At 29.2% G+C, this 19,652-nt stretch carries 22 protein-coding genes; 20 read left to right on the top strand and 2 right to left on the bottom strand.

Annotated features, from left to right (window positions below; translation table 11 throughout):
* Positions 1-171 precede the first annotated feature (171 nt).
* The 8 genes from H8923_RS03240 to H8923_RS03205 all read left to right on the top strand — a co-directional run bounded on the left by H8923_RS03240 (position 172) and on the right by H8923_RS03205 (position 8,309).
* Positions 172-390 (top strand): hypothetical protein, encoded by a 219-nt coding sequence (locus H8923_RS03240; RefSeq protein WP_153925844.1) that lies wholly within the window; start codon positions 172-174, stop codon positions 388-390.
* A gap of 346 nt (positions 391-736) precedes the next feature.
* Positions 737-1,432: a GntR family transcriptional regulator gene (locus H8923_RS03235; protein WP_187127820.1), complete on the top strand. Its 696-nt coding sequence runs from the start codon at positions 737-739 to the stop codon at positions 1,430-1,432.
* Between the two features lie 151 nt (positions 1,433-1,583).
* Positions 1,584-2,435 carry an SDR family oxidoreductase gene (locus tag H8923_RS03230; RefSeq protein ID WP_153925842.1) on the top strand — a complete coding sequence of 284 codons (852 nt, stop codon included), beginning with the start codon at positions 1,584-1,586 and terminating at the stop codon, positions 2,433-2,435.
* A gap of 20 nt (positions 2,436-2,455) precedes the next feature.
* The gene (eda, locus tag H8923_RS03225) at positions 2,456-3,079 is read left to right on the top strand and encodes a bifunctional 4-hydroxy-2-oxoglutarate aldolase/2-dehydro-3-deoxy-phosphogluconate aldolase (RefSeq protein ID WP_153925839.1); all 624 of its coding nucleotides are present in this window, start codon (positions 2,456-2,458) and stop codon (positions 3,077-3,079) included.
* Entirely contained in the window at positions 3,060-4,085 is a 1,026-nt protein-coding gene (locus H8923_RS03220; RefSeq protein ID WP_187127819.1) for a sugar kinase, read from the top strand. The genes eda and H8923_RS03220 overlap by 20 nt, the downstream gene beginning before the upstream one ends.
* Before the next feature lie 15 nt (positions 4,086-4,100).
* Positions 4,101-5,147, top strand: a complete 1,047-nt coding sequence (gene uxuA / locus H8923_RS03215) for a mannonate dehydratase (RefSeq protein ID WP_153925837.1) — start codon at positions 4,101-4,103, stop codon at positions 5,145-5,147.
* Positions 5,148-5,239: 92 nt separating this feature from the next.
* Positions 5,240-6,640, top strand: a complete 1,401-nt coding sequence (gene uxaC / locus H8923_RS03210; RefSeq protein ID WP_153925835.1) for a glucuronate isomerase — start codon at positions 5,240-5,242, stop codon at positions 6,638-6,640.
* Positions 6,641-6,896: 256 nt separating this feature from the next.
* Positions 6,897-8,309 carry an MFS transporter gene (locus tag H8923_RS03205; RefSeq protein WP_153925833.1) on the top strand — a complete coding sequence of 471 codons (1,413 nt, stop codon included), beginning with the start codon at positions 6,897-6,899 and terminating at the stop codon, positions 8,307-8,309.
* Between the two features lie 156 nt (positions 8,310-8,465).
* Here H8923_RS03205 and acpP read toward each other — a convergent pair whose 3' ends face one another.
* Positions 8,466-8,693, bottom strand: a complete 228-nt coding sequence (gene acpP / locus H8923_RS03200; protein WP_147541575.1) for an acyl carrier protein — start codon at positions 8,691-8,693, stop codon at positions 8,466-8,468.
* Positions 8,694-8,835: 142 nt separating this feature from the next.
* Between acpP and H8923_RS03195 the strand changes: the two genes are divergently transcribed.
* From H8923_RS03195 to H8923_RS03140, 12 genes are all read left to right on the top strand, one after another.
* Entirely contained in the window at positions 8,836-9,267 is a 432-nt protein-coding gene (locus tag H8923_RS03195; protein ID WP_153925831.1) for a hypothetical protein, read from the top strand.
* A gap of 45 nt (positions 9,268-9,312) precedes the next feature.
* Complete coding sequence (locus tag H8923_RS03190; protein WP_147541578.1) at positions 9,313-9,519, top strand: hypothetical protein; 207 nt, start codon at positions 9,313-9,315, stop codon at positions 9,517-9,519.
* 172 nt (positions 9,520-9,691) lie between these two features.
* On the top strand, positions 9,692-9,910 hold the full coding sequence (locus tag H8923_RS03185; RefSeq protein WP_153925829.1) for a hypothetical protein: 219 nt from the start codon (positions 9,692-9,694) through the stop codon (positions 9,908-9,910).
* A 187-nt stretch (positions 9,911-10,097) separates the two neighbouring features.
* On the top strand, positions 10,098-10,322 hold the full coding sequence (locus H8923_RS03180) for a hypothetical protein (RefSeq protein WP_147541581.1): 225 nt from the start codon (positions 10,098-10,100) through the stop codon (positions 10,320-10,322).
* Positions 10,323-10,561: 239 nt separating this feature from the next.
* Positions 10,562-10,738 (top strand): hypothetical protein, encoded by a 177-nt coding sequence (locus H8923_RS03175; protein WP_153925827.1) that lies wholly within the window; start codon positions 10,562-10,564, stop codon positions 10,736-10,738.
* A gap of 113 nt (positions 10,739-10,851) precedes the next feature.
* Entirely contained in the window at positions 10,852-11,043 is a 192-nt protein-coding gene (locus tag H8923_RS03170) for a hypothetical protein (RefSeq protein WP_147541585.1), read from the top strand.
* A gap of 224 nt (positions 11,044-11,267) precedes the next feature.
* On the top strand, positions 11,268-12,281 hold the full coding sequence (locus H8923_RS03165; RefSeq protein ID WP_153925825.1) for a LacI family DNA-binding transcriptional regulator: 1,014 nt from the start codon (positions 11,268-11,270) through the stop codon (positions 12,279-12,281).
* A gap of 233 nt (positions 12,282-12,514) precedes the next feature.
* The gene (hutH, locus tag H8923_RS03160; protein ID WP_153925823.1) at positions 12,515-14,065 is read left to right on the top strand and encodes a histidine ammonia-lyase; all 1,551 of its coding nucleotides are present in this window, start codon (positions 12,515-12,517) and stop codon (positions 14,063-14,065) included.
* A gap of 67 nt (positions 14,066-14,132) precedes the next feature.
* On the top strand, positions 14,133-16,163 hold the full coding sequence (locus H8923_RS03155) for a urocanate hydratase (RefSeq protein ID WP_153925908.1): 2,031 nt from the start codon (positions 14,133-14,135) through the stop codon (positions 16,161-16,163).
* Positions 16,164-16,165: 2 nt separating this feature from the next.
* Positions 16,166-17,059, top strand: coding sequence for a glutamate formimidoyltransferase (gene ftcD / locus H8923_RS03150; RefSeq protein WP_153925821.1), 894 nt, complete (start codon positions 16,166-16,168; stop codon positions 17,057-17,059).
* A gap of 4 nt (positions 17,060-17,063) precedes the next feature.
* Positions 17,064-18,329: an imidazolonepropionase gene (hutI, locus tag H8923_RS03145; RefSeq protein WP_153925819.1), complete on the top strand. Its 1,266-nt coding sequence runs from the start codon at positions 17,064-17,066 to the stop codon at positions 18,327-18,329.
* A 41-nt stretch (positions 18,330-18,370) separates the two neighbouring features.
* On the top strand, positions 18,371-19,015 hold the full coding sequence (locus H8923_RS03140) for a cyclodeaminase/cyclohydrolase family protein (RefSeq protein ID WP_153925817.1): 645 nt from the start codon (positions 18,371-18,373) through the stop codon (positions 19,013-19,015).
* A 71-nt stretch (positions 19,016-19,086) separates the two neighbouring features.
* Here the strand turns inward: H8923_RS03140 and H8923_RS03135 are convergent, their stop codons facing one another.
* Positions 19,087-19,506: a hypothetical protein gene (locus tag H8923_RS03135; RefSeq protein WP_153925815.1), complete on the bottom strand. Its 420-nt coding sequence runs from the start codon at positions 19,504-19,506 to the stop codon at positions 19,087-19,089.
* Between the last annotated feature and the right edge of the window lie 146 nt (positions 19,507-19,652).

Below are 19,652 nucleotides of genomic sequence, written 5' to 3'. Positions count from 1 at the left end.
AACTTAATTTCAGTTTAACGTCATCATTATAATATTTATATAAACAATGAAAAATATAAAACTTAAAGATCTTAGATTTAAAGAGTTAGTAATTATATAAGACAAGCACTTAAGTAAAACATAATCATATATTAATATTAGAGAACTAATACATACTTTAGGGGGGAATATATGAGCCAATTAAGTGATTTTGTTAGAGGATTTGATTTTATTGACGATAATCCAATGATTCTTTTTTTAATATTTGGTTTTGTAATTTTCTTAGCGCTTAGCGGAAATAGTGGCTGTGGTTTTTTTGAACAAAATAATTCCTTAATTTGGATTGTATTAATTATATTTATTTTATTTTTATTAAATAATAATTGCGATGATGACTGTGGATGCTGTTAAAAATGAATATATTTTAGAATAATTGATTTATATAATATTTAGGTTAAAAAGTATTTAATACTTTTATCCTAATGCTGTATAAATCTTTTTTTTTACAAAATAATTTTGCAATATGTATTTTGTAAAAATATTGAAAAAAACGCTATTATATGATAGGATACTACTATGTTAAATAAATAATTATCATAATGGGGATAAAATAATAAATCAATATGAGTTATTTCAATATATAAAGTAAGTAAAGTATAATATTAAGATTTATGATATAATTAAACTATTGTCAAAAAACAAATTAGATAATATTAATGGGAGAAAATCCTAAATTTAAAGGTATGGAGAGATTATTGTGAGACTGTACGAAAAGAAGTATAAGGAAACGGGAAAAGATTACGCATATAGGGTGTTAAAAGATAACATAATGTCTATTCAATTAAAACCAGGGGATTTATTAAGTGAATCAGACTTATCTCAAAAATTAAATATATCAAGAACTCCAATAAGAGAGGTTTTAATGAAATTAAAATCAGAACATCTTATAGAAGTTAAACCTCAATCAGGTACATATATATCCTTAATAGATTGGAATTTAATAGAAGAAGCTGTGTTTATGAGATATACTTTAGAAAAAGAAGTATTAAAGGAAGCTTGTGATGGATTTCCCGAGAATTTATTAATGGAATTAGAAAAGAATATATTTGCTCAAAGTTTAATTGTAAATAAAGAAGATAATGATATAGAGTTCCATAGATTAGATAAAGAATTTCATAAATTATTATTTTTAGGTACAAATAAAGTTCATATTTGGGATAGTATAACAAGTCTAAGTACTCATTATAATAGAATGAGATTATTATCAGAGATGAAATCTAATAAAGAACAAATAGTTGAACAACATAAGATATATTTAGATATGATAAAAAACAAATCAAAAGATGGGATAGAGAAAGTTATAGAGAGGCATATAAAATCGCCCTTAAAAGAATGGCATATAATGATTGAAGAAAGAGAAGATCTTAAGTCATATATAAAAAATAAGAAGTAAATTAAAGTCTCTTTATCTTAGAATTTTATATCTTTAAGATAAAGAGATTTTTTTATAAAAAATGAAAAAGATTTCCTAAAAAGTATTGAAAATTTTTTTTTGGTGTGCTAGTATACAAGTATAATAAAAAAGTTCTCAGGAGGAGTAAAAAATGAAATTACCATTTAGTATTGACTTAAAAGATAAAGTTTGTGTAGTAACAGGTGGAGCAGGAGTGCTTTGCGGTGCTATGGTAGATGCTTTAGCAGCTTGTGGAGCAAAAGTAGCTATACTTTCATTAGGGCAAGAATCTTGTGATAGAAAAGCTCAAGAAGTAATTGCTAATGGGGGACAAGCAATAGGAATAGATGCTAATGTTTTAGATAAAGAAAGCTTAAAAAGAGCTCATGAAATAGTATTAAAAGAATTTGGTCCATGTGACATATTAATAAATGGAGCTGGTGGAAACCATCCAAAAGGAACAACTACAAATGAATACTTATTCGAAGAAGATTTAAATAATGATGAGTTAACAACATTCTTTGACCTAGATCAAAAAGGTGTAGAATTTGTATTTAACTTAAACTACTTAGGAACATTATTACCATCTCAAGAATTTGCTAAGGATATGATAAATAGAAAAGGTTGTTCAATAATAAATATATCTTCAATGAACGCTTTCACACCATTAACTAAGATACCTGCTTACTCAGGAGCAAAAGCTGCTGTAAGTAACTTTACTCAATGGTTAGCTGTTCATATGTCTAAAGTTGGAATAAGAGTTAATGCAATAGCTCCAGGATTCTTCGTAACTGCTCAAAATGAAAAGTTATTATTTAACGAAGATGGAACACCAACTGCAAGAACTGCGAAAATATTAAATAGTACTCCAATGGATAGATTTGGTGAAGCAGATGAATTATTAGGTACATTACTATACTTAGTAAGTGAAGAAGCATCAGGATTTGTAAATGGAGTTGTTATACCAGTAGATGGAGCATTCTCAGCTTATTCAGGAGTATAATAAATAGGGGGAAAACAAAAATGTTAGAAACTATAAAAAAAGAAGGTATTGTAGCAGTACTTAGAGCTAAAAGTCACGAAGAAGCAAGAGGATATATAAATGCTTGTTTAAAAGGTGGAGTTAAAGCTTTAGAACTTACTTACTCAATACCTAATGTAAATGAATTAATAGCAGAGTATAAAGATCATGAAGATGCCATAATAGGTGTTGGTAGTGTATTAAATGGACAAATGGCAAAGGATTCAATACTTGCTGGAGCTAAATATGTAGTAAGTCCAGGATATAATGAAGAAGTAAATACAGTATGTCATGAAATGGGAGTTACTTATTTCCCTGGATGTATGACTGTTACTGAAATAATGAATGCGTTAGAAAAAGGAAATAAAATGGTAAAAGTATTCCCTGGAGATGTATTTGGACCTAAATACGTAAAAGCTGTTAAAGCACCTATACCACATGTTGAAATAATGCCAACTGGCGGAGTAAACATAGATAACGTTGAAGAGTGGTTTAAAATGGGGGTTTCTTGCGTAGGAGTAGGAAGCTCGCTAATAAAAGGTAGCTTAGAAGATATAGAAAAGCTAGCTGCAGAATTTGTAGCAAAGATAGCTAAAATAAGAGACTGTGAACAAGTTAGAGCTTAATAATAAAAAAATATTAGGATTTGGCGAAATAATGTTAAGGCTTACTCCTCCTAATAATCAAAAGATATTACAATCTAATTCTTTTGAAGCGGTATATTCAGGAGGAGAAGCTAATGTAATAGCAAGCCTTGCTATGTTTGGCCATGATACTAAATTTGTTACAAAGCTTCCAGATAATCATTTAGGTCAAAAAGTATTAAGTAAATTTAGGGGTTATAATGTAGATATAAGTGATGTAGTTACTGGGAAAGGTAGATTAGGGATATACTTCTCAGAAATTGGTCATGGATTAAGAAGTACAGAAGTTATATATGATAGAAAATATTCTGCTATATCTATGGCAGATAAAAGTGAATTTGATATAGATAAAATTCTTGATGGTGTTGGATTCGTTCATATGTCAGGGATAACACCAGCATTAAGTAAAAGTTTACGTGAATTCACTATAGATTTTATAAAAGCTTGTAAAGAAAGAGGTATACTAGTATCGTACGATTCTAACTTTAGAGCAAAATTATGGTCTTTAGAAGAAGCAAGAGAAGTATTAACAGAGGTAATGCCTCTTATTGATATAGCTTTTCTAGGACATTTAGACATGATAAATATATTACAGTTTGAAGATAAAGGCTTAGAGTTTAACGAAAATCTTAAAGATCTTTATGGTAGATTATTTGAGAAATATCCAAACTTAAAATATGCAGCATGTACTAAAAGGACAGTAAATTCAATCAATAATAATAGCTTAAGGGGTTATTTATATGATGGAGAAGAACTTATAATTTCAAATGAATATACTTTTGATATTTTAGACAGAGTAGGTGGAGGAGATGCCTTTACTGCGGGAGTACTACATGGAATATTCAAAGATATGAAGCATGAAGAAATTATTGAATTTGGAATTTGTGCAAGTTCACTTAAGCACTCGATATTAGGGGATATAAATATAGTAGACGAAGACACTGTTGTTTCATTAATGAAGAACGGTTTACAAAATATAAAAAGATAAATGGAGGAAATTGTTATGCAAATGACATTTAGATGGTATGGACAAGATGATCCTGTTAAAATAGAATACATACGTCAAATACCAGGAATGAAAGGTATAGTAACCGCAATATATGATATACCGGTAGGAGAGGTTTGGCCTTTAGATAGAATATTAGAATTAAAGAAAACAGTAGAAGATGCTGGTTTAGAGCTTAGCGTTATAGAAAGTGTACCAGTTCACGAAGATATAAAATTAGGTTTACCAACTAGAGATCAATATATAGAAAACTATAAGCAAACAATAAGAAACTTAAGCAAAGCTGGAATAAAAACTATATGTTATAACTTTATGCCAGTATTTGACTGGACTCGTTCTGATTTAGAATTTGAATTAGAAGATGGTTCGACTTGTTTAATATATGATGAAGCACAAGTTGCTAAGATGGATCCGAAATTAGGAGAATTAGAATTACCAGGTTGGGATACTTCATATGGTGAAGGTGGACTTGGAGCATTACTTGATAAATATAAAGATATAGATGAAGAAAAATTATGGGCAAACTTAGAATACTTTATAAAAGGTATAATGCCAGTTGCTGAAGAAGAAGAAGTTAAAATGGCTATACATCCAGATGATCCACCATGGGGAATATTTGGACTTCCAAGAATAATAACTAACTTCGAAAATTTAGAAAGATTCTTAAACTTATATGATAGCCACTACAATGGAGTAACTTTATGTACTGGATCTTTAGGATGTACAACAACTAACGATGTAGTTAAAATGGTTAAATACTTCGGTGGAGAGAAGAACAGAATACACTTTGCTCACTTAAGAAATGTATTAATAACTGGAGAAAGTAGCTTCAATGAAGTTGCTCACTTATCAGAAGCAGGATCACTAGATTTCTATGAAATAATGAAGGCTTACTGTGATTATGACTTTGATGGACCATACAGACCAGACCACGGTAGAATGATATGGGGAGAAACTGGAAGACCAGGATACGGATTATATGATAGAGCTTTAGGTGCTACTTATTTAAATGGACTTAAAGAAGCTATATTAAAAAGTAGATAATTTAATATTAAATTATAAATATTGTTAAAATAAAAGCCATTGCTATAAGAAAGTTTTCTTATAGCAATGGCTAAATGTAAATGGAGGGTATTATGAAAAAATTCATGGATAAAGATTTCTTATTACAAACAGAAACTGCAAAATACTTATATCACAATCATGCATCTAAAATGCCTATATGTGATTATCACTGTCACTTAAATCCTCAGGAAATAGCAGAAAATAAAAGATATAATAATATAACTGAAATATGGTTAGGTGGAGACCACTACAAGTGGAGAGCCATGAGAAGTTTTGGAATAGATGAAGAATATATAACTGGAAATGCTAGTGATTTTGAAAAGTTTAAAGCATTTGCAAAAGCTATGCCTTATTTAATAGGTAACCCAATATATCATTGGTCTCATTTAGAGTTAAAAGAATACTTTGGAATAGAAGAAACTTTAAGTGAAAAAAATGCTGAAGAAATATGGAATAGATGTAATGAAATAATACAAAGTCCTGATTTTTCTGCTAGAACTATGATAGAAAAATCAAATGTTAAATATATCGGAACTACAGATGACCCAGCAGATGATTTAAAATGGCATATTGCAATATCTAAAGATGAGAACTTTGATTGCCAAGTTGGTCCAAGTTTTAGACCTGATAAAGCAGTTAAGATAGGAAATGAAGGATTTGCTGAGTACATAAAAGTATTAGGTACAACTGAAAATACAGAAATAACTAGCTATAAAGAGCTTATAGATGTATTAGAAAAGAGAGTTGCATTCTTCGTAGAAAATGGATGTAAAATAACAGACCATGGATTAGATAGAATCTACTTTAGAGCTGCAACAGAAGAAGAGGTAGATGTAATACTTAAAAAAGCATTAAATGGAGAAGTTTTAACTCAAGAAGAAATAGAAAAGTACTCAACTTTAACTATGGTTAACTTAGGTAAAATGTATCATAAGCATGATATAGTTATGCAATTACACATAGGAGCTCTTAGAAATAATAATACTAGAATGTTTAAAAAGTTAGGAGCTGATGTAGGGTTTGATAGTATAGATGATGCAGAAGTTGCTATGCCATTATCTAGATTATTAGATTCTTTAGCTACTGAAGATATGTTACCAAAGACAATATTATACTGTTTAAATCCAAAAGATAATGAAGTTTTAGGAACAATGATAGGTAATTTCCAAGGTGGAGGTATTGCTGGCAAAATACAATTCGGTTCTGGTTGGTGGTTCAACGATCAAAAAGACGGAATGGAAAGACAAATGATGGCTTTATCTCAATTAGGTCTTATCAGTCAATTTGTAGGAATGCTTACAGATTCTCGTAGTTTCTTATCGTATACTAGACATGAATATTTCAGAAGAATATTATGTAACTATATAGGTGGATTAGTTGAGAATGGGGAATATCCAGATGATATGGAATTCTTAGGGGAAATTATAGAAAATATTTGCTACAATAATGCAGTTAAATACTTTAATGTATAAACATAATAATTAGAAAAGATATAATAATATAAAAAAATGTTAAAAAATAGATTATTATATTGAAGAGTAATATCTAATATGATACAATATATGTATAGATAAGGGAAGATTATCCTTTTTAGTGCATATATTGTATTTTTTTTACAATAAACATGTATACAAGTATTTTAGAATATTTTTACAAAAAATGTATAAGAAGGGTAATTATATATTAATATGTCAAATTTTAAACAAATATCATATTAGGGAGGTTCATATGGACGCTAAAAAATTTGATTTAGGGATTAATAATGCAGGAGGGGAAAACGTAAAACCTTTCGGAAATAGTGACCGTTATGGTTATATGTTAGGAGACTTAGGTAATAGCTTATTATTTAACTTAATAGGAAGTTATTTATTAGTTTTCTACACAGATGTGTTAGGTATAGGTGCAGCAGCTGTAGGAACATTAATGGTTGTAGCAAGAATTTGGGATGCTATAAATGACCCAATGATGGGTGTATTAGTTGATAAAAGCAAGCCAAACAAAAATGGTAAATTTAGACCATACTTACTATGCGCAGGAATACCAGTTGGTTTAATGGCAATATTATGTTTTACAGCAATACCAGGTATGTCAGAAAGTTTTAAATTGCCATATGCATATATAACTTATATAGGATTTGGTATGGCATATACTGCAATAAATATACCTTATGGATCACTAGCTTCAGTAATGACTTCAGATCCAGTAGAAAGAACATCTCTATCAACATTTAGATCAGTAGGTGCTATACTTGCAAACTTAATTTTAATGACAGTTGCACCAATGTTAGTATTCGCAGCAGATGGATCAGCAAGTGCTCAAGGATTCTTAAAAGCAGCAGTAATATTTGCAGTTATATCTAATATATGTTATTTCTTTGCATTTAAGATGACTACAGAAAGAATACAACATAATGTAAACGATGAATCTAAAGAAAAGATAAGCTTAGGTAAATCAGTTTCTATGCTATTTAAAAATAGAGCTTTAATAGGTATAATGGTTGCATCATTTGGGTTATTAATAGCAATGTTCTTACCTCAATCATTAAATCCTTATTTATATAAAGACTATTTTGGAAATGCAAATTTAGTAGGTACAGCATCATTAATAACTATGATTCCATCATTCTTAGTTATACCTTTTGGTGGAAAGCTAGTTGCTAAGTACGGTAAAAAAGAAGTTACTGCAGCTGGATTTGTAATAGCGACTATAGGATATGGATTATTATTCTTCTTACCAATAACTAACCCATATATATTCATAGCAATAAACTGCCTTGCAGGTATAGGAACAGGCTTAATAAACTTATTAGTATGGGCTTTAGTTGGAGACGCAATAGATTATCAAGAATATATAACAGGAAAAAGAGAAGAAGGTATAGTTTATGCTGCTTATTCATTAGTTAGAAAGCTTAGCCAAGCTGTAGTTGGTGGTATAAGTGGATTTGCTTTAGGTATAATAGGATATCAATCAGGTGTAACTCAACAAACAGCAGAGGTTGCTAATGGAGTAAAAAATGTAATAACTGCAGTTCCTTTCTTTGGTGTTATAATAGGACTTTTAGCTATGATATTTATATATAACTTAACTAAATCAAGATTAGAAGAAGTAAATGACGAATTAAACTCAAGAAGATCTAATTAAATAAATTAAATAAAAACGTATGCCTATTAGGCATACGTTTTCTGTAAGAAATCTAACTTTTTTACTACGTAAATTATAATGTAATTATATAATTTAATTAAAATAAAAAGAATCTCTTTTAATTAATATTAATTAAAAGAGATTCTTTTATGTACATTACTTGTTTTCCTCTATATAGTGGCATATATCACCTATAGTTTTCATGTTTTCTGCATCTTCATCAGGTATTTCTATACCAAACTCGTCTTCAAGAGCCATTATAACCTCTACAGCATCTAAAGAGTCTGCATCTAAATCTTCTTTTAAAGAAGTTTCTAGAGTTAATTCGTCTGCATTATCTATACCCAATTGATCAGCAATTATTGTTTTTATTTTTTCAAACATGATTAGACCTCCTAAACGGTTTCTTAATTTTAATTGTAGTTTAATATAATATTAAAAATATTTCAATACACAATCAATAAAAAGTAATAAAGTTTTAAAAGCTGAATATAAATTATATAAATAGAACATAGGAGGAATTGTTATGAAGTATATAGGACTAGTATTATCATCTGTATGTATTTTTATAATCGTATTAGCAAATTTATACTATAACTCTATAACATTAGATATGCAAAGGATGAAGAACTACATAGTTGAATGTAATAGAATATTATCTGATACTATTGAAAAAGAAGAATTAGTGAATGAAAAAAAAGATGAATACATATCAAGGTTAATTAGTTTAAAGAAAGGAATAAAAAATTCTAAGACTTCCTTTTTAGTAAAAGATTATAAGGATTATAAAGTAAAATCAATAGACAATTTGATATATATGATTTCTTACCCAAATGATAAAGAAATATATTTAAGTGAGGTAGAAAAATATAACAAACTGAGTGAAGAAGAACTAAATAAATTAATAAATAAGGATTTTATGGAAGTAACCTATTTATCTGCTAAAACATATATTTAGTTAGGAGATTTTTTACCTTTTACTTATTTTAAGGAGGGAAAGGTCATGGCAAAACTTGAAGATACTTTATCTAGATTTTTTGGAGGCAATAATGGCCTTTTTAGTAGTGGAGGGGTATTATTAATAATAGTCATAGTATTTTTATTAATAGGAACAGACCTACTAGATGATTTTTTTGATGATGATAGTGTATGGATATGGATAATTTTAATAATATTACTATTATTTAATTTTGATGATAGTTGTTGTTAATTTTAAAGGAATCTAAATTGATTTCTTTTTTTTTGCAAAAAATCTGTATCTAAAAAATTAAATAAAAATAAAAAATATTTTTAGACAAAATGGAACAATTTTATACCTGATAACATATTATTCATTAAATAGGTAATAAATATCCTATTAAAAAATCATAGGGGGTATGAAGATGTCTAATGAACAAAGTTTATCTCGTTTTTTTGGAGGTTGCTGTGGTAATAGTTTCTTTGGTAATGGAGGTTTAATGATATTAATAATATTAGGGGTAATACTTCTATTAGGAGATGATTTACTAGAGTTCATATTCTGTGAAGATAATGCATTGATTTGGATAATATTAATAATTTTAGTATTAACAAATCTAGATTTTGATGGAGGTTGCTGTTAGTGTTAATAAGGGGGTCTTTAAATAGGGCCTCTTTTTCGTGTGTATTAAATACATAAGTTAATGTTAGAAGATATTATGAGAAAATAATAACACTTTTTTAATTAAAGCATAGTATATAAAAGGAGAAGTATTATAACGACAACTGGGGACTTACAGAGTAATAATTTATAAGTAAGGGGGAGGTTGTATGACAAATAAATTAAGTAGAGTATTTGAAACATTTGGAGGTGGAGGATGGTGGATAATAATATTATTCTTCCTATTCTTAGCATTCCAAGATTGTTGGGTTGATATTTGTATAACTGATTGGATTCCATTTTTAATTTTACTATTAATTGTTTGTTCATGTTCAATGGGCTTTGATGATGATTGTGGATGCTTTGATAATAGCAATTTTGATTGCAACTGTTAATGACATTAGGGGGATATCTAAGATTAAGCTTTAATTATAGATAATTAGGGGCCAATGGCCCCGATTTATCTTATTATTAGCAATATTTTAGATATCCTTTTTTATATTAAAAAATGTTCCAAAAATTTTATGAATAAGTATTTAAGAAAATAATATGAAATACTATCACAAATAATACAACCTGCATATTATATGTTAAGAGCGAAAGCTCAATAATATCAACAGGAGGTAACTTAACAATGTTAGATAGATTTTTTGGAGAAGATGGATTCTTTGGAGCAGGAGCTTGGTGGATAATAATATTATTCTTCTTATTCTTAGCTTTTGGTGATAGTTGGGTAGACTTTGATATAATGGCTTGGATACCTTTCTTAATAGTTCTATTAATACTTTGTAGTTGTGGTGGTATATTATAGTAACAAAATTAAAGTAACTTCATATTATGTAATATAGATGGTTAAGTAAATATACTACTAGCCAGCAAATAAAACTTATAGTTTTAAAAATTTTCATTTAGGAGGACTTTATTATGCTAGATAGATTCTTTGGGGAAGGCGGATGTTTTTCAGGAGCTTGGTGGATAATAGTATTATTCTTCTTATTCTTAGCTTTTGGTGACTGCTGGGAAGATATAGACATAATTGCTTGGATTCCATTCTTAATATTATTATTAATAACTTGTTCATGCGGCGGATTCTTTGACGATGGAGGATGCTGTTAGTAAGAATTAATTAATACAGGGGTGTTGGTATATTATACCAACACTTTTATTTTGCAATCTATTATAATAAATATTACATAATTAAATTTATTATATGTAAAAATATAGATATAAACATATTTATAAAAAAAAAAATTTATGGTACAATTAGTAGTTAACTAGTGAATTTTTAATTTTGAATTTGTATATCTAAATTTAAATAAATTTAAGGCAGGAGGCTTTATATGAAAAGTAATATAACAATTAAAGATGTAGCGAAAAAAGCTGGCGTGTCAATATCAACGGTATCAAGAGTTATAAATGATTCAAAGCCAGTCACAGATGAAGTTAAACAAAAAGTTTTAGATGTAATAAAAGAAACTGGATATATACCAAATCCATTAGCAAGGAGTTTAGTAACTAAAAAAAGTCAATTAATAGGAGTTATAGTTCCAGAAGTTTCAGACTCTTTTGTAAATGAAATATTAAATGGTGTGGAAGAAATCGCTAAAATGTATGATTACGAAATTCTTTTAGCTAATACGTATTCAGATAAAGAGCAAGAATTAAAGAGTATAAACTTATTAAGAGCTAAACAAGTTGAAGGTATAGTTATGATATCCTGGATAGTAGAAGAAGAGCATGTAGAATACATGCAAAAATGTGGAATACCTGCATCTTACATAAGTAAAACAGCTAGAGATTATGATATATACACTGTAAGTACAAGTAATGTTGATGCTACTTATGATATGACTAAATATCTTTTAGATAAAGGTCATGAAAAAATTGCATTTGTAATGACAAGCCAAGATGATACTATACTTGAAAGAGAAAGATTAGCAGGGTATGAAAAAGCACTTACTGAAAGAAATATTAGTTTAGATGAAAACTTAATTAAGCATGGAACAACTACTTATGAAGGTGGATACAATAGTATGAAAGAAATGCTAGATCAAGGTGTTGTACCTCATGCAGCTTTTGTAACAGGTGATGAGGCTGCTATAGGAGCAATAAATGCTATTTGTGACTCTGGATACAGAGTTCCAGAAGATATATCAGTAGCAGGTTTTAATGATGTTAAAATAGCTAAGATGTATAGACCTAAGTTAACAACTGTTCACCAACCGTTATATGATATGGGAGCAGTTGCTATAAGAATGGTAATAAAAATGATAAATAAAGAAATTTTAGAAGATAAGAAAATAGAATTACCATATAGAATAGAAGAAAGAGAAAGTGTTATAGAAAGAAGATAATTAAAGGCTGTCTTTGTAAATATACATGGGATGGGGGCTAAGTACAAAAGGCCCCTTAGGTTATATTTACTTGAGACATGCCTTTTTTATTTTTGAAATGGAATAATGAGAAATATATGTGATAAAACTTATCTGAAATAAATTTGTAAAGGGATGTATATAAGTGCGTAGAATTATTAAGTATATTCACTTATTATTGATTTACATTGTGTCAGGATAAGGAGGAGTTTTTTATGAATAATATAGTTGTTAGTGGGTGTAATTTAACTATAGAGGATGTAGTTAATGTAGCTCGGAATAATTATAAGGTTGAGTTAAGCCAAGATGCAGTTAGAAGAATAAATAGAGCAAGAGACTTAGTTGATAAGTTTATTGAAAAAGAGAGAGTTTCTTATGGAATAACTACTGGGTTTGGTAAATTCTCAGATGTTGTAATATCTAAAGAGGATTCTGAAAAGCTACAAAAAAACTTAATAATTAGCCACTCTTGCGGAGTTGGAGAGCCTTTTGAGATAGATGTAATAAGGGCGATTATGCTACTTAGAATAAATGCTTTAGCAAAAGGTAATTCTGGATTAAGGTTATATGTATTAGAAACTTTGATAGAAATGTTGAATAAAGGGGTGCATCCTGTAATTCCACAAAAAGGATCCTTAGGTGCATCAGGGGACTTAGCTCCTTTATCACATATGGTATTAACTATGTTAGGAGAAGGTGAATCTATATATCAAGGTAAAAAAATGTCATCGAAGGAAGCTATGAATAAAGCAAATATAAGAGTAATAGAGCATTTATCAGCTAAAGAAGGATTAGCTTTAATAAATGGAACACAGGTTATGACCGCTGTAGGATTATTAACATTACAGGATTCCATAAACTTAATAAAAACTGCAGATATAGCATTTTCTTTGACTATGGAAGGATTAGAAGGAATAACCTGCGCTATGGATGAAAGAATACATAAACTAAGACCTCATAAAGGTCAAGTTAATACAGCTAAAAATGTTATGAAAATATTAAGTGGAAGCGAAATGACAAGTAGGCAGGGCGAAAAAAGGGTCCAAGATGCATACTCTTTAAGATGTACTCCGCAGGTTCATGGAGCGATAAAAGATGCAATTGAATATGTAAGAGAAAAAGTAATTATAGAAATAAATTCAGTAACAGACAACCCAATTATATTTCCTAATGAAGAGGAAGTTATATCAGGTGGTAACTTTCATGGAGAGCCTATGGCTTTAAGTTTTGATTTTTTAGGGATAGCTTTATCAGAGCTAGGTAATATATCAGAAAGAAGATTAGAAAAAATGGTTAATCCAGCATTAAATCATGGTTTACCTGCCTTTTTAATAAATAGAGGAGGATTAAATTCAGGATTTATGATAGTTCAGTATAGTGCGGCATCATTAGTATCAGAAAATAAAATATTATCACATCCAGCAAGTGTAGATTCGATACCATCATCAGCAAATCAAGAAGACCATGTATCAATGGGAACAATCGCAGCTAGAAAAGCAAAAGAAATAATGGAAAATACAAGGAAAATATTATCAATGGAAATATTAGCAGCAGTTCAAGCTATAGATCTAAAAGGTAAAAGAAGTCTTGGGATAGGGACTAATGCTGCCTATAAATTAGTAAGAAATTATATTGATTTTATAGATAACGATAGAATTATGTATAAGGAAATAAATATATGTGAGGAGTTAGTGAAAGAAAATAAATTGGTTTTATCAGTAGAAAAAGCTTTAGATGAAAAATTATTAGTAAACGAAGATATTTAAATATATAGGTCTAATATATTAATTTAAGGAAGGGGAAGTTTTAGTGAGTACCTTAGATGAAGTTTTGATGATATCAAATGATGAAATTGAAAATTCCATGAAAATAAAATTAGAATTTATACCAGAGAAAATTCCTAAGTTTGAAGCTAATATTAGAAGGGCACCAAGAAGAGATAGCAAATTATCAAATTCAGATATAAAACTAGCATTAAAAAATGCACTAAGATATATTCCAGAAAAATATCATGAAAAATTAGCTCCAGAGTTTTTAGAAGAGTTAGAAACCCGAGGTAGAATTTATGGATATAGATTTAGACCAGAAGACAAAATAGTTGGAAGACCGATAGATGAATATAAAGGTAAGTGTATTGAAGGTAAAGCTTTTCAAGTTATGATAGATAATAATCTAGATTTTGATGTAGCCCTTTATCCATATGAACTAGTAACCTATGGAGAAACAGGTCAAGTATTTCAAAATTGGATGCAGTATAGATTAGTTAAAAGATATTTAGAAGAATTGACAGAAGACCAAACATTAGTCATACATTCTGGACACCCCCTAGGACTATTTAAGTCAAAACCAGATTCTCCTAGAGTAATAATTACCAATGGATTAATGGTTGGTATATTTGATAATCAAGAGGAATGGAAAAGATCAGCAGCATTAGGAGTATCTAACTATGGTCAAATGACAGCCGGAGGTTGGATGTATATAGGTCCACAGGGAATAGTTCATGGTACTTATTCAACATTATTAAATGCAGGAAGATTAATATTAGGTTTAGGAAAAGATAAGAATCTATCAGGCAAATTATTTGTAAGCTCAGGTCTTGGAGGAATGAGTGGAGCTCAAGGAAAGGCTATTGAAATTGCAGGTGGAGTCGGAATAATAGCGGAAGTAGATTATTCTAGGATTGAAACTAGGTATAATCAAGGATGGGTAAGTAAAATAGCAAGAACTTGTGAAGAATCTTTTTCTATTGCTAAAGAGTATATAGCAAAAGAGCAGCCTTGTGCCATAGCTTATTATGGTAATATTGTAGACTTACTTAAATATGCACTAGATGAAAATATACATATAGATTTACTTTCGGATCAGACTTCTTGTCACGCTGTATACGATGGAGGTTATTGTCCAGAGGGAGTTACTTTTGAAGAAAGAACTAAATTATTAGAAGAAGATAAAGATAAATTTATAAGCTTAGTAAATAAAAGTCTTAAGACACACTTTGAGCTTATAAAAGAACTTCATAACAGAGGTGTGTATTTCTTTGATTATGGAAATAGTTTTATGGCATCAGTATTTGATTCAGGGTGTATAGATATTTCTAAAAATAAAATTGATAAAAAAGATGGATTTATATTTCCATCTTATGTTGAAGATATATTAGGACCTCAGTTATTTGACTATGGATATGGTCCATTTAGATGGGTGTGTTTAAGCGAAAAAGAAGAGGATTTAGTAAAAACTGATAAGGCAGCTATGGATTGTATAGATCCTGATAGAAGATATCAAGATAGAGATAACTGGGCTTGGATAAGAGATGCAAAGAAGAATAATCTTGTAGTGGGTACAAAAGCTAGAATTCTTTATCAAGATGCTTTAGGAAGAACTAAGATTGCTCTTAAATTTAATGATATGGTTAGAAAGGGTGAAATTGGTCCTGTTATGCTTGGAAGAGATCATCATGATGTATCGGGAACAGATTCTCCATTTAGAGAAACATCAAATATAAAAGATGGTAGTAATATTATGGCTGACATGGCTACTCAGTGCTTTGCAGGAAATTGTGCAAGAGGAATGAGCTTAGTAACTTTACATAATGGAGGTGGAGTAGGAATTGGGAGATCTATAAATGGAGGATTCGGAATGGTTTTAGATGGTTCACAAAGAGTAGATGATATATTAAGAAGTGCAATGCCTTGGGATGTTATGAATGGAGTTGCTAGACGTGCTTGGGCTAGAAATGAGAATTCTATAGTTACTGCAATAGAATATAACAAAATTTGTGAGGGAAGGGATCATATAACATTACCTTATTTAGTTGATGATGATCTTATAGAAGAAGTAATAAAAACAAGCAATGAGGAGAAATGAATATGTCTATAGTAGAGTGTGTTCCTAATTTCAGTGAAGGCAGAGATTTAGAGAAAATAGAAAAAATAGTTAATGCATTTAGAAATAAAAAAGATGTAAAGTTATTAAATTATGAAGCAGATGAAAATTATAATAGGCTTGTTGTAACTATTATTGGAAAACCTCAAGAAGTAAAAAATGCAGTATTTGAGAGTATTGGAGTTGCAAAAGATATAATAAATATGAATGAACATAAAGGGCAACATCCTAGAGTAGGAGCGATAGATGTTTGTCCGTTTATACCAATTAGAGATATATCTATGGAAGACGTAGTAGAATTAACGAAAGAATTAGGACGAGAAGTTAATGACAAGTATAAAATACCTGTATTTTTATATGAAGAATCTGCAACAAAGGAAGAAAGAAGAAATTTAGCAACAATAAGACAGGGTGAATATGAAGGTCTTGATGAGAAGTTAAAGAATTATGAATGGAAACCAGATTTTGGAGAAAATAAAAAACATCCTACAGCAGGTGCTATAGTTATAGGAGCTAGAAAAGCTCTTATTGCTTACAATATAAATCTAGATACAGATAATATAGAAATTACGTCGAAGATAGCTAAAGCAATAAGATACTCAAGTGGAGGTTATAGATATATAAAAGCAGGTTCAGTAGAAATACCAGAGAAAAAAATAACTCAAGTAACAATGAACTTAACTGATTATACTCACACAAGTATGTATAGAGCTTTTGAAGCTGTTAAATTTGAGGCAAAAAGATTTGGAGTAAATATAATTGGAAGTGAAATTGTGGGACTTTGTCCAATGGAAGCTTTAATAGATGTAGCAAGTTACTATTTAGGTTTAGAAGGCTTTTCTTTAAAAAAGATATTAGAAACAAACTTAATGGAGTAGAGATATGGGTGTAGATTTAATTATAAAAAATATTGGTAAGCTTATTACTATGAAAGGAAATAATTATCCTAGAATAAAAGAACAAATGAATGACATAGATATAATTGAAAATGCATATATAGCAGTAAAAGATGGCAAAATTTATGAAATCGGACTTGGTAATAAGTACAGAGATATAGTTGATGACTCTACAAGGATAGACGATGCATTGGGTCTTTTGATGACTCCAGGTCTAATAGATTCTCATACACACCTAGTTCATGGAGGATCAAGGGAAAATGAATTTTATAAAAAGTTATCTGGAGTTCCTTATATAGAAATTTTAAATAACGGAGGGGGAATATTAAGTACTGTTGAGTCAACTAGAAGATCAAGTTTTGAAGAGTTATATGAAAAAGGAAAGAAAAGTTTAGATAGAATGTTAGAGTTTGGTGTTACAACTGTAGAGTCAAAGAGTGGATATGGTTTGGATTTGAATACAGAACTAAAGCAATTAGAAGTAGGTAGGGAATTAAACAATAACCATCCTATAGACCTAGTACATACATTTTTAGGTGCTCATGCAATACCAAAAGAATATAAAAATAATAAAATAAATTATATAGAAAAGATGGTAAATGATATAATGCCAAGAGTTAAGTCTATGGGCTTAGCTGAATTTTGTGATGTATTTTGTGAGGAGGGAGTATTCAATATAGAGGAAAGTGAACATATATTGAAAGCTGCTAAAAAAATGGGATTTAAGCTTAAGATACATGCAGATGAGATAGTACATTTAGGAGGAACAGAATTGGCTTGTAAGATGGGATGCATATCTGCAGACCACCTTATGAAAGCTAGCGAAGTAGGATTAAAAAAACTTGCAGAAAATAAGATAGTTGCAAATTTACTTCCTGGAACATCTTTTAATTTAAATAAAGGATATGCAGATGCCAGAAAAATAATAGATTTAAATGTACCTGTAAGCTTATCTAGTGATTACAATCCTGGAAGCTGCCCTAGCGAAAATTTACAATTTATAATGCAGTTAGGGTGTTTGCATTTAAATATGACTCCTAATGAGGTTTTAACAGCTGTAACTATAAATGCAGCATGTGCAATAGATAGACAAAATGATATAGGGTCTATAGAAGTAGGTAAAAAAGCAGATTTTGCAATATTTGATGCACCAAATATTGAGTATATAATGTATCACTTTGGAATAAATCATATAGATAGAGTTTATAAAAATGGTAAATTAGTAGTTAAGAATAAGTCTATACAGCATTAAAATAATTTAGAATCTACTATTAATAATTAAGGGGGATAAAAATGAAACTTATAGATATGACTGTATCCGAGTTTATAGATGAAATAGATTCGAATTCTTCAGCACCAGGAGGTGGTTCTGTTTCAGCTTTAGCTTCTAGTATAGGTATTGCTCTTACTAGAATGATGGCTTATCTAAGTTTTGGGAAAAATTCTTATGAAGATTTAGATGAAAGCATAAGAAGAGAGTTTATAGATAAATTTAATAAATTAGGGGATTTAAAGCAAGAAATAAATGAAATGATAGATAGAGATACAGAATCATTTACAGAATATATGAAAGCTATAAAAATGCCTAAAGAAACTGAAGAGCAAATAAAAGATAGAAAAATGGCTATTGAAGATGCGAAACTATTCTCAATAGATGTACCTTTAAAAACAGCAAAACTATCTCTTGAAGCTTTAGAATCTATAGATTATATTTCTACATATGGAAATAAAAATGCTATAACAGATATGGCTGTAGGAATATTAATGATGTATGCAGGATTAGAGGGTGCAATATTAAATGTAAAGGTAAATTTAAAGGGATTAAATAATGAAGAATTGAAATTAATTTATACAAAAGAAGTGAAAAAGATATTAATAGAGGCTAAAGAAATAAAAAATAAAATAATCAAAGACATACATTCTACACTAGATAATTAAAGATAAAAGAATTATAAAAAACTGGCGTGCTTTAAAATATGTTTTAGAGTACGCCAGTTTTTTGATATAAATTACTTAGAAGGTGATTTTTTTGTTTTCTTAACCACTTTTTTTACTTTTTTTGTAGCTTTACTTTTTTGATTTCCTTTATTTGATGATTCTTTTGGAGATGATTTAGATGGTGCAGGTTTAGCTCCATTAGTTTTTTTAGACTTTGTTTTCTTGCTTTCAATTTTGTCTTGAAGTTCTGCTTCTGAGATTTTATTCATAATAGAATCTAACTTCTTACGTTGATTTTCATCTAAAAAAGTTTTAAATTTAGATACAACTTCTTCTTTTCCTTCTAATGTTTTTCCAATTTTAATAAGTTCATCCATAAGTTCATTTTCAGATTTACCTTTATAGTTATTAGCTATTTTTTCAATTTTATCTTTATCTATATTTTTTTCTTTAGCCATTTGTTCTAATGCTTTAGGATCTACTTTTTTCATAAAAATGCTCCTTTCAATAATATATATTGTCTAGTACTCATATTATTTATATATAGAAATAATCATTAAGTGGTGAGTAATATTTTGATCTATAATAAATAAAATCTCTTATAGATAATATATATGCAAGCTAGATAAAAAAAAGT

Source organism: Romboutsia faecis (assembly GCF_014323405.1).
GTDB classification, from domain to species: domain Bacteria; phylum Bacillota; class Clostridia; order Peptostreptococcales; family Peptostreptococcaceae; genus Romboutsia_E; species Romboutsia_E faecis.
Note: the sequence above shows the minus strand (reverse complement) of the source record. Positions and strands in the feature narration are given on the sequence as shown.

Coding starts and splice junctions, on each gene's coding strand:
- eda (WP_153925839.1), top strand. CDS start 2,456: ATGTTAGAAACTATAAAAAAAGAAGGTATTGTAGCAGTACTTAGAGCT.
- uxuA (WP_153925837.1), top strand. CDS start 4,101: ATGCAAATGACATTTAGATGGTATGGACAAGATGATCCTGTTAAAATA.
- hutH (WP_153925823.1), top strand. CDS start 12,515: ATGAATAATATAGTTGTTAGTGGGTGTAATTTAACTATAGAGGATGTA.
- H8923_RS03170 (WP_147541585.1), top strand. CDS start 10,852: ATGCTAGATAGATTCTTTGGGGAAGGCGGATGTTTTTCAGGAGCTTGG.
- H8923_RS03180 (WP_147541581.1), top strand. CDS start 10,098: ATGACAAATAAATTAAGTAGAGTATTTGAAACATTTGGAGGTGGAGGA.
- acpP (WP_147541575.1), bottom strand. CDS start 8,693: ATGTTTGAAAAAATAAAAACAATAATTGCTGATCAATTGGGTATAGAT.
- H8923_RS03195 (WP_153925831.1), top strand. CDS start 8,836: ATGAAGTATATAGGACTAGTATTATCATCTGTATGTATTTTTATAATC.
- H8923_RS03230 (WP_153925842.1), top strand. CDS start 1,584: ATGAAATTACCATTTAGTATTGACTTAAAAGATAAAGTTTGTGTAGTA.
- hutI (WP_153925819.1), top strand. CDS start 17,064: ATGGGTGTAGATTTAATTATAAAAAATATTGGTAAGCTTATTACTATG.
- H8923_RS03175 (WP_153925827.1), top strand. CDS start 10,562: ATGTTAGATAGATTTTTTGGAGAAGATGGATTCTTTGGAGCAGGAGCT.
- H8923_RS03140 (WP_153925817.1), top strand. CDS start 18,371: ATGAAACTTATAGATATGACTGTATCCGAGTTTATAGATGAAATAGAT.
- H8923_RS03205 (WP_153925833.1), top strand. CDS start 6,897: ATGGACGCTAAAAAATTTGATTTAGGGATTAATAATGCAGGAGGGGAA.
- uxaC (WP_153925835.1), top strand. CDS start 5,240: ATGAAAAAATTCATGGATAAAGATTTCTTATTACAAACAGAAACTGCA.
- H8923_RS03155 (WP_153925908.1), top strand. CDS start 14,133: ATGATATCAAATGATGAAATTGAAAATTCCATGAAAATAAAATTAGAA.
- H8923_RS03240 (WP_153925844.1), top strand. CDS start 172: ATGAGCCAATTAAGTGATTTTGTTAGAGGATTTGATTTTATTGACGAT.
- H8923_RS03190 (WP_147541578.1), top strand. CDS start 9,313: ATGGCAAAACTTGAAGATACTTTATCTAGATTTTTTGGAGGCAATAAT.
- H8923_RS03165 (WP_153925825.1), top strand. CDS start 11,268: ATGAAAAGTAATATAACAATTAAAGATGTAGCGAAAAAAGCTGGCGTG.
- H8923_RS03185 (WP_153925829.1), top strand. CDS start 9,692: ATGTCTAATGAACAAAGTTTATCTCGTTTTTTTGGAGGTTGCTGTGGT.
- H8923_RS03135 (WP_153925815.1), bottom strand. CDS start 19,506: ATGAAAAAAGTAGATCCTAAAGCATTAGAACAAATGGCTAAAGAAAAA.
- ftcD (WP_153925821.1), top strand. CDS start 16,166: ATGTCTATAGTAGAGTGTGTTCCTAATTTCAGTGAAGGCAGAGATTTA.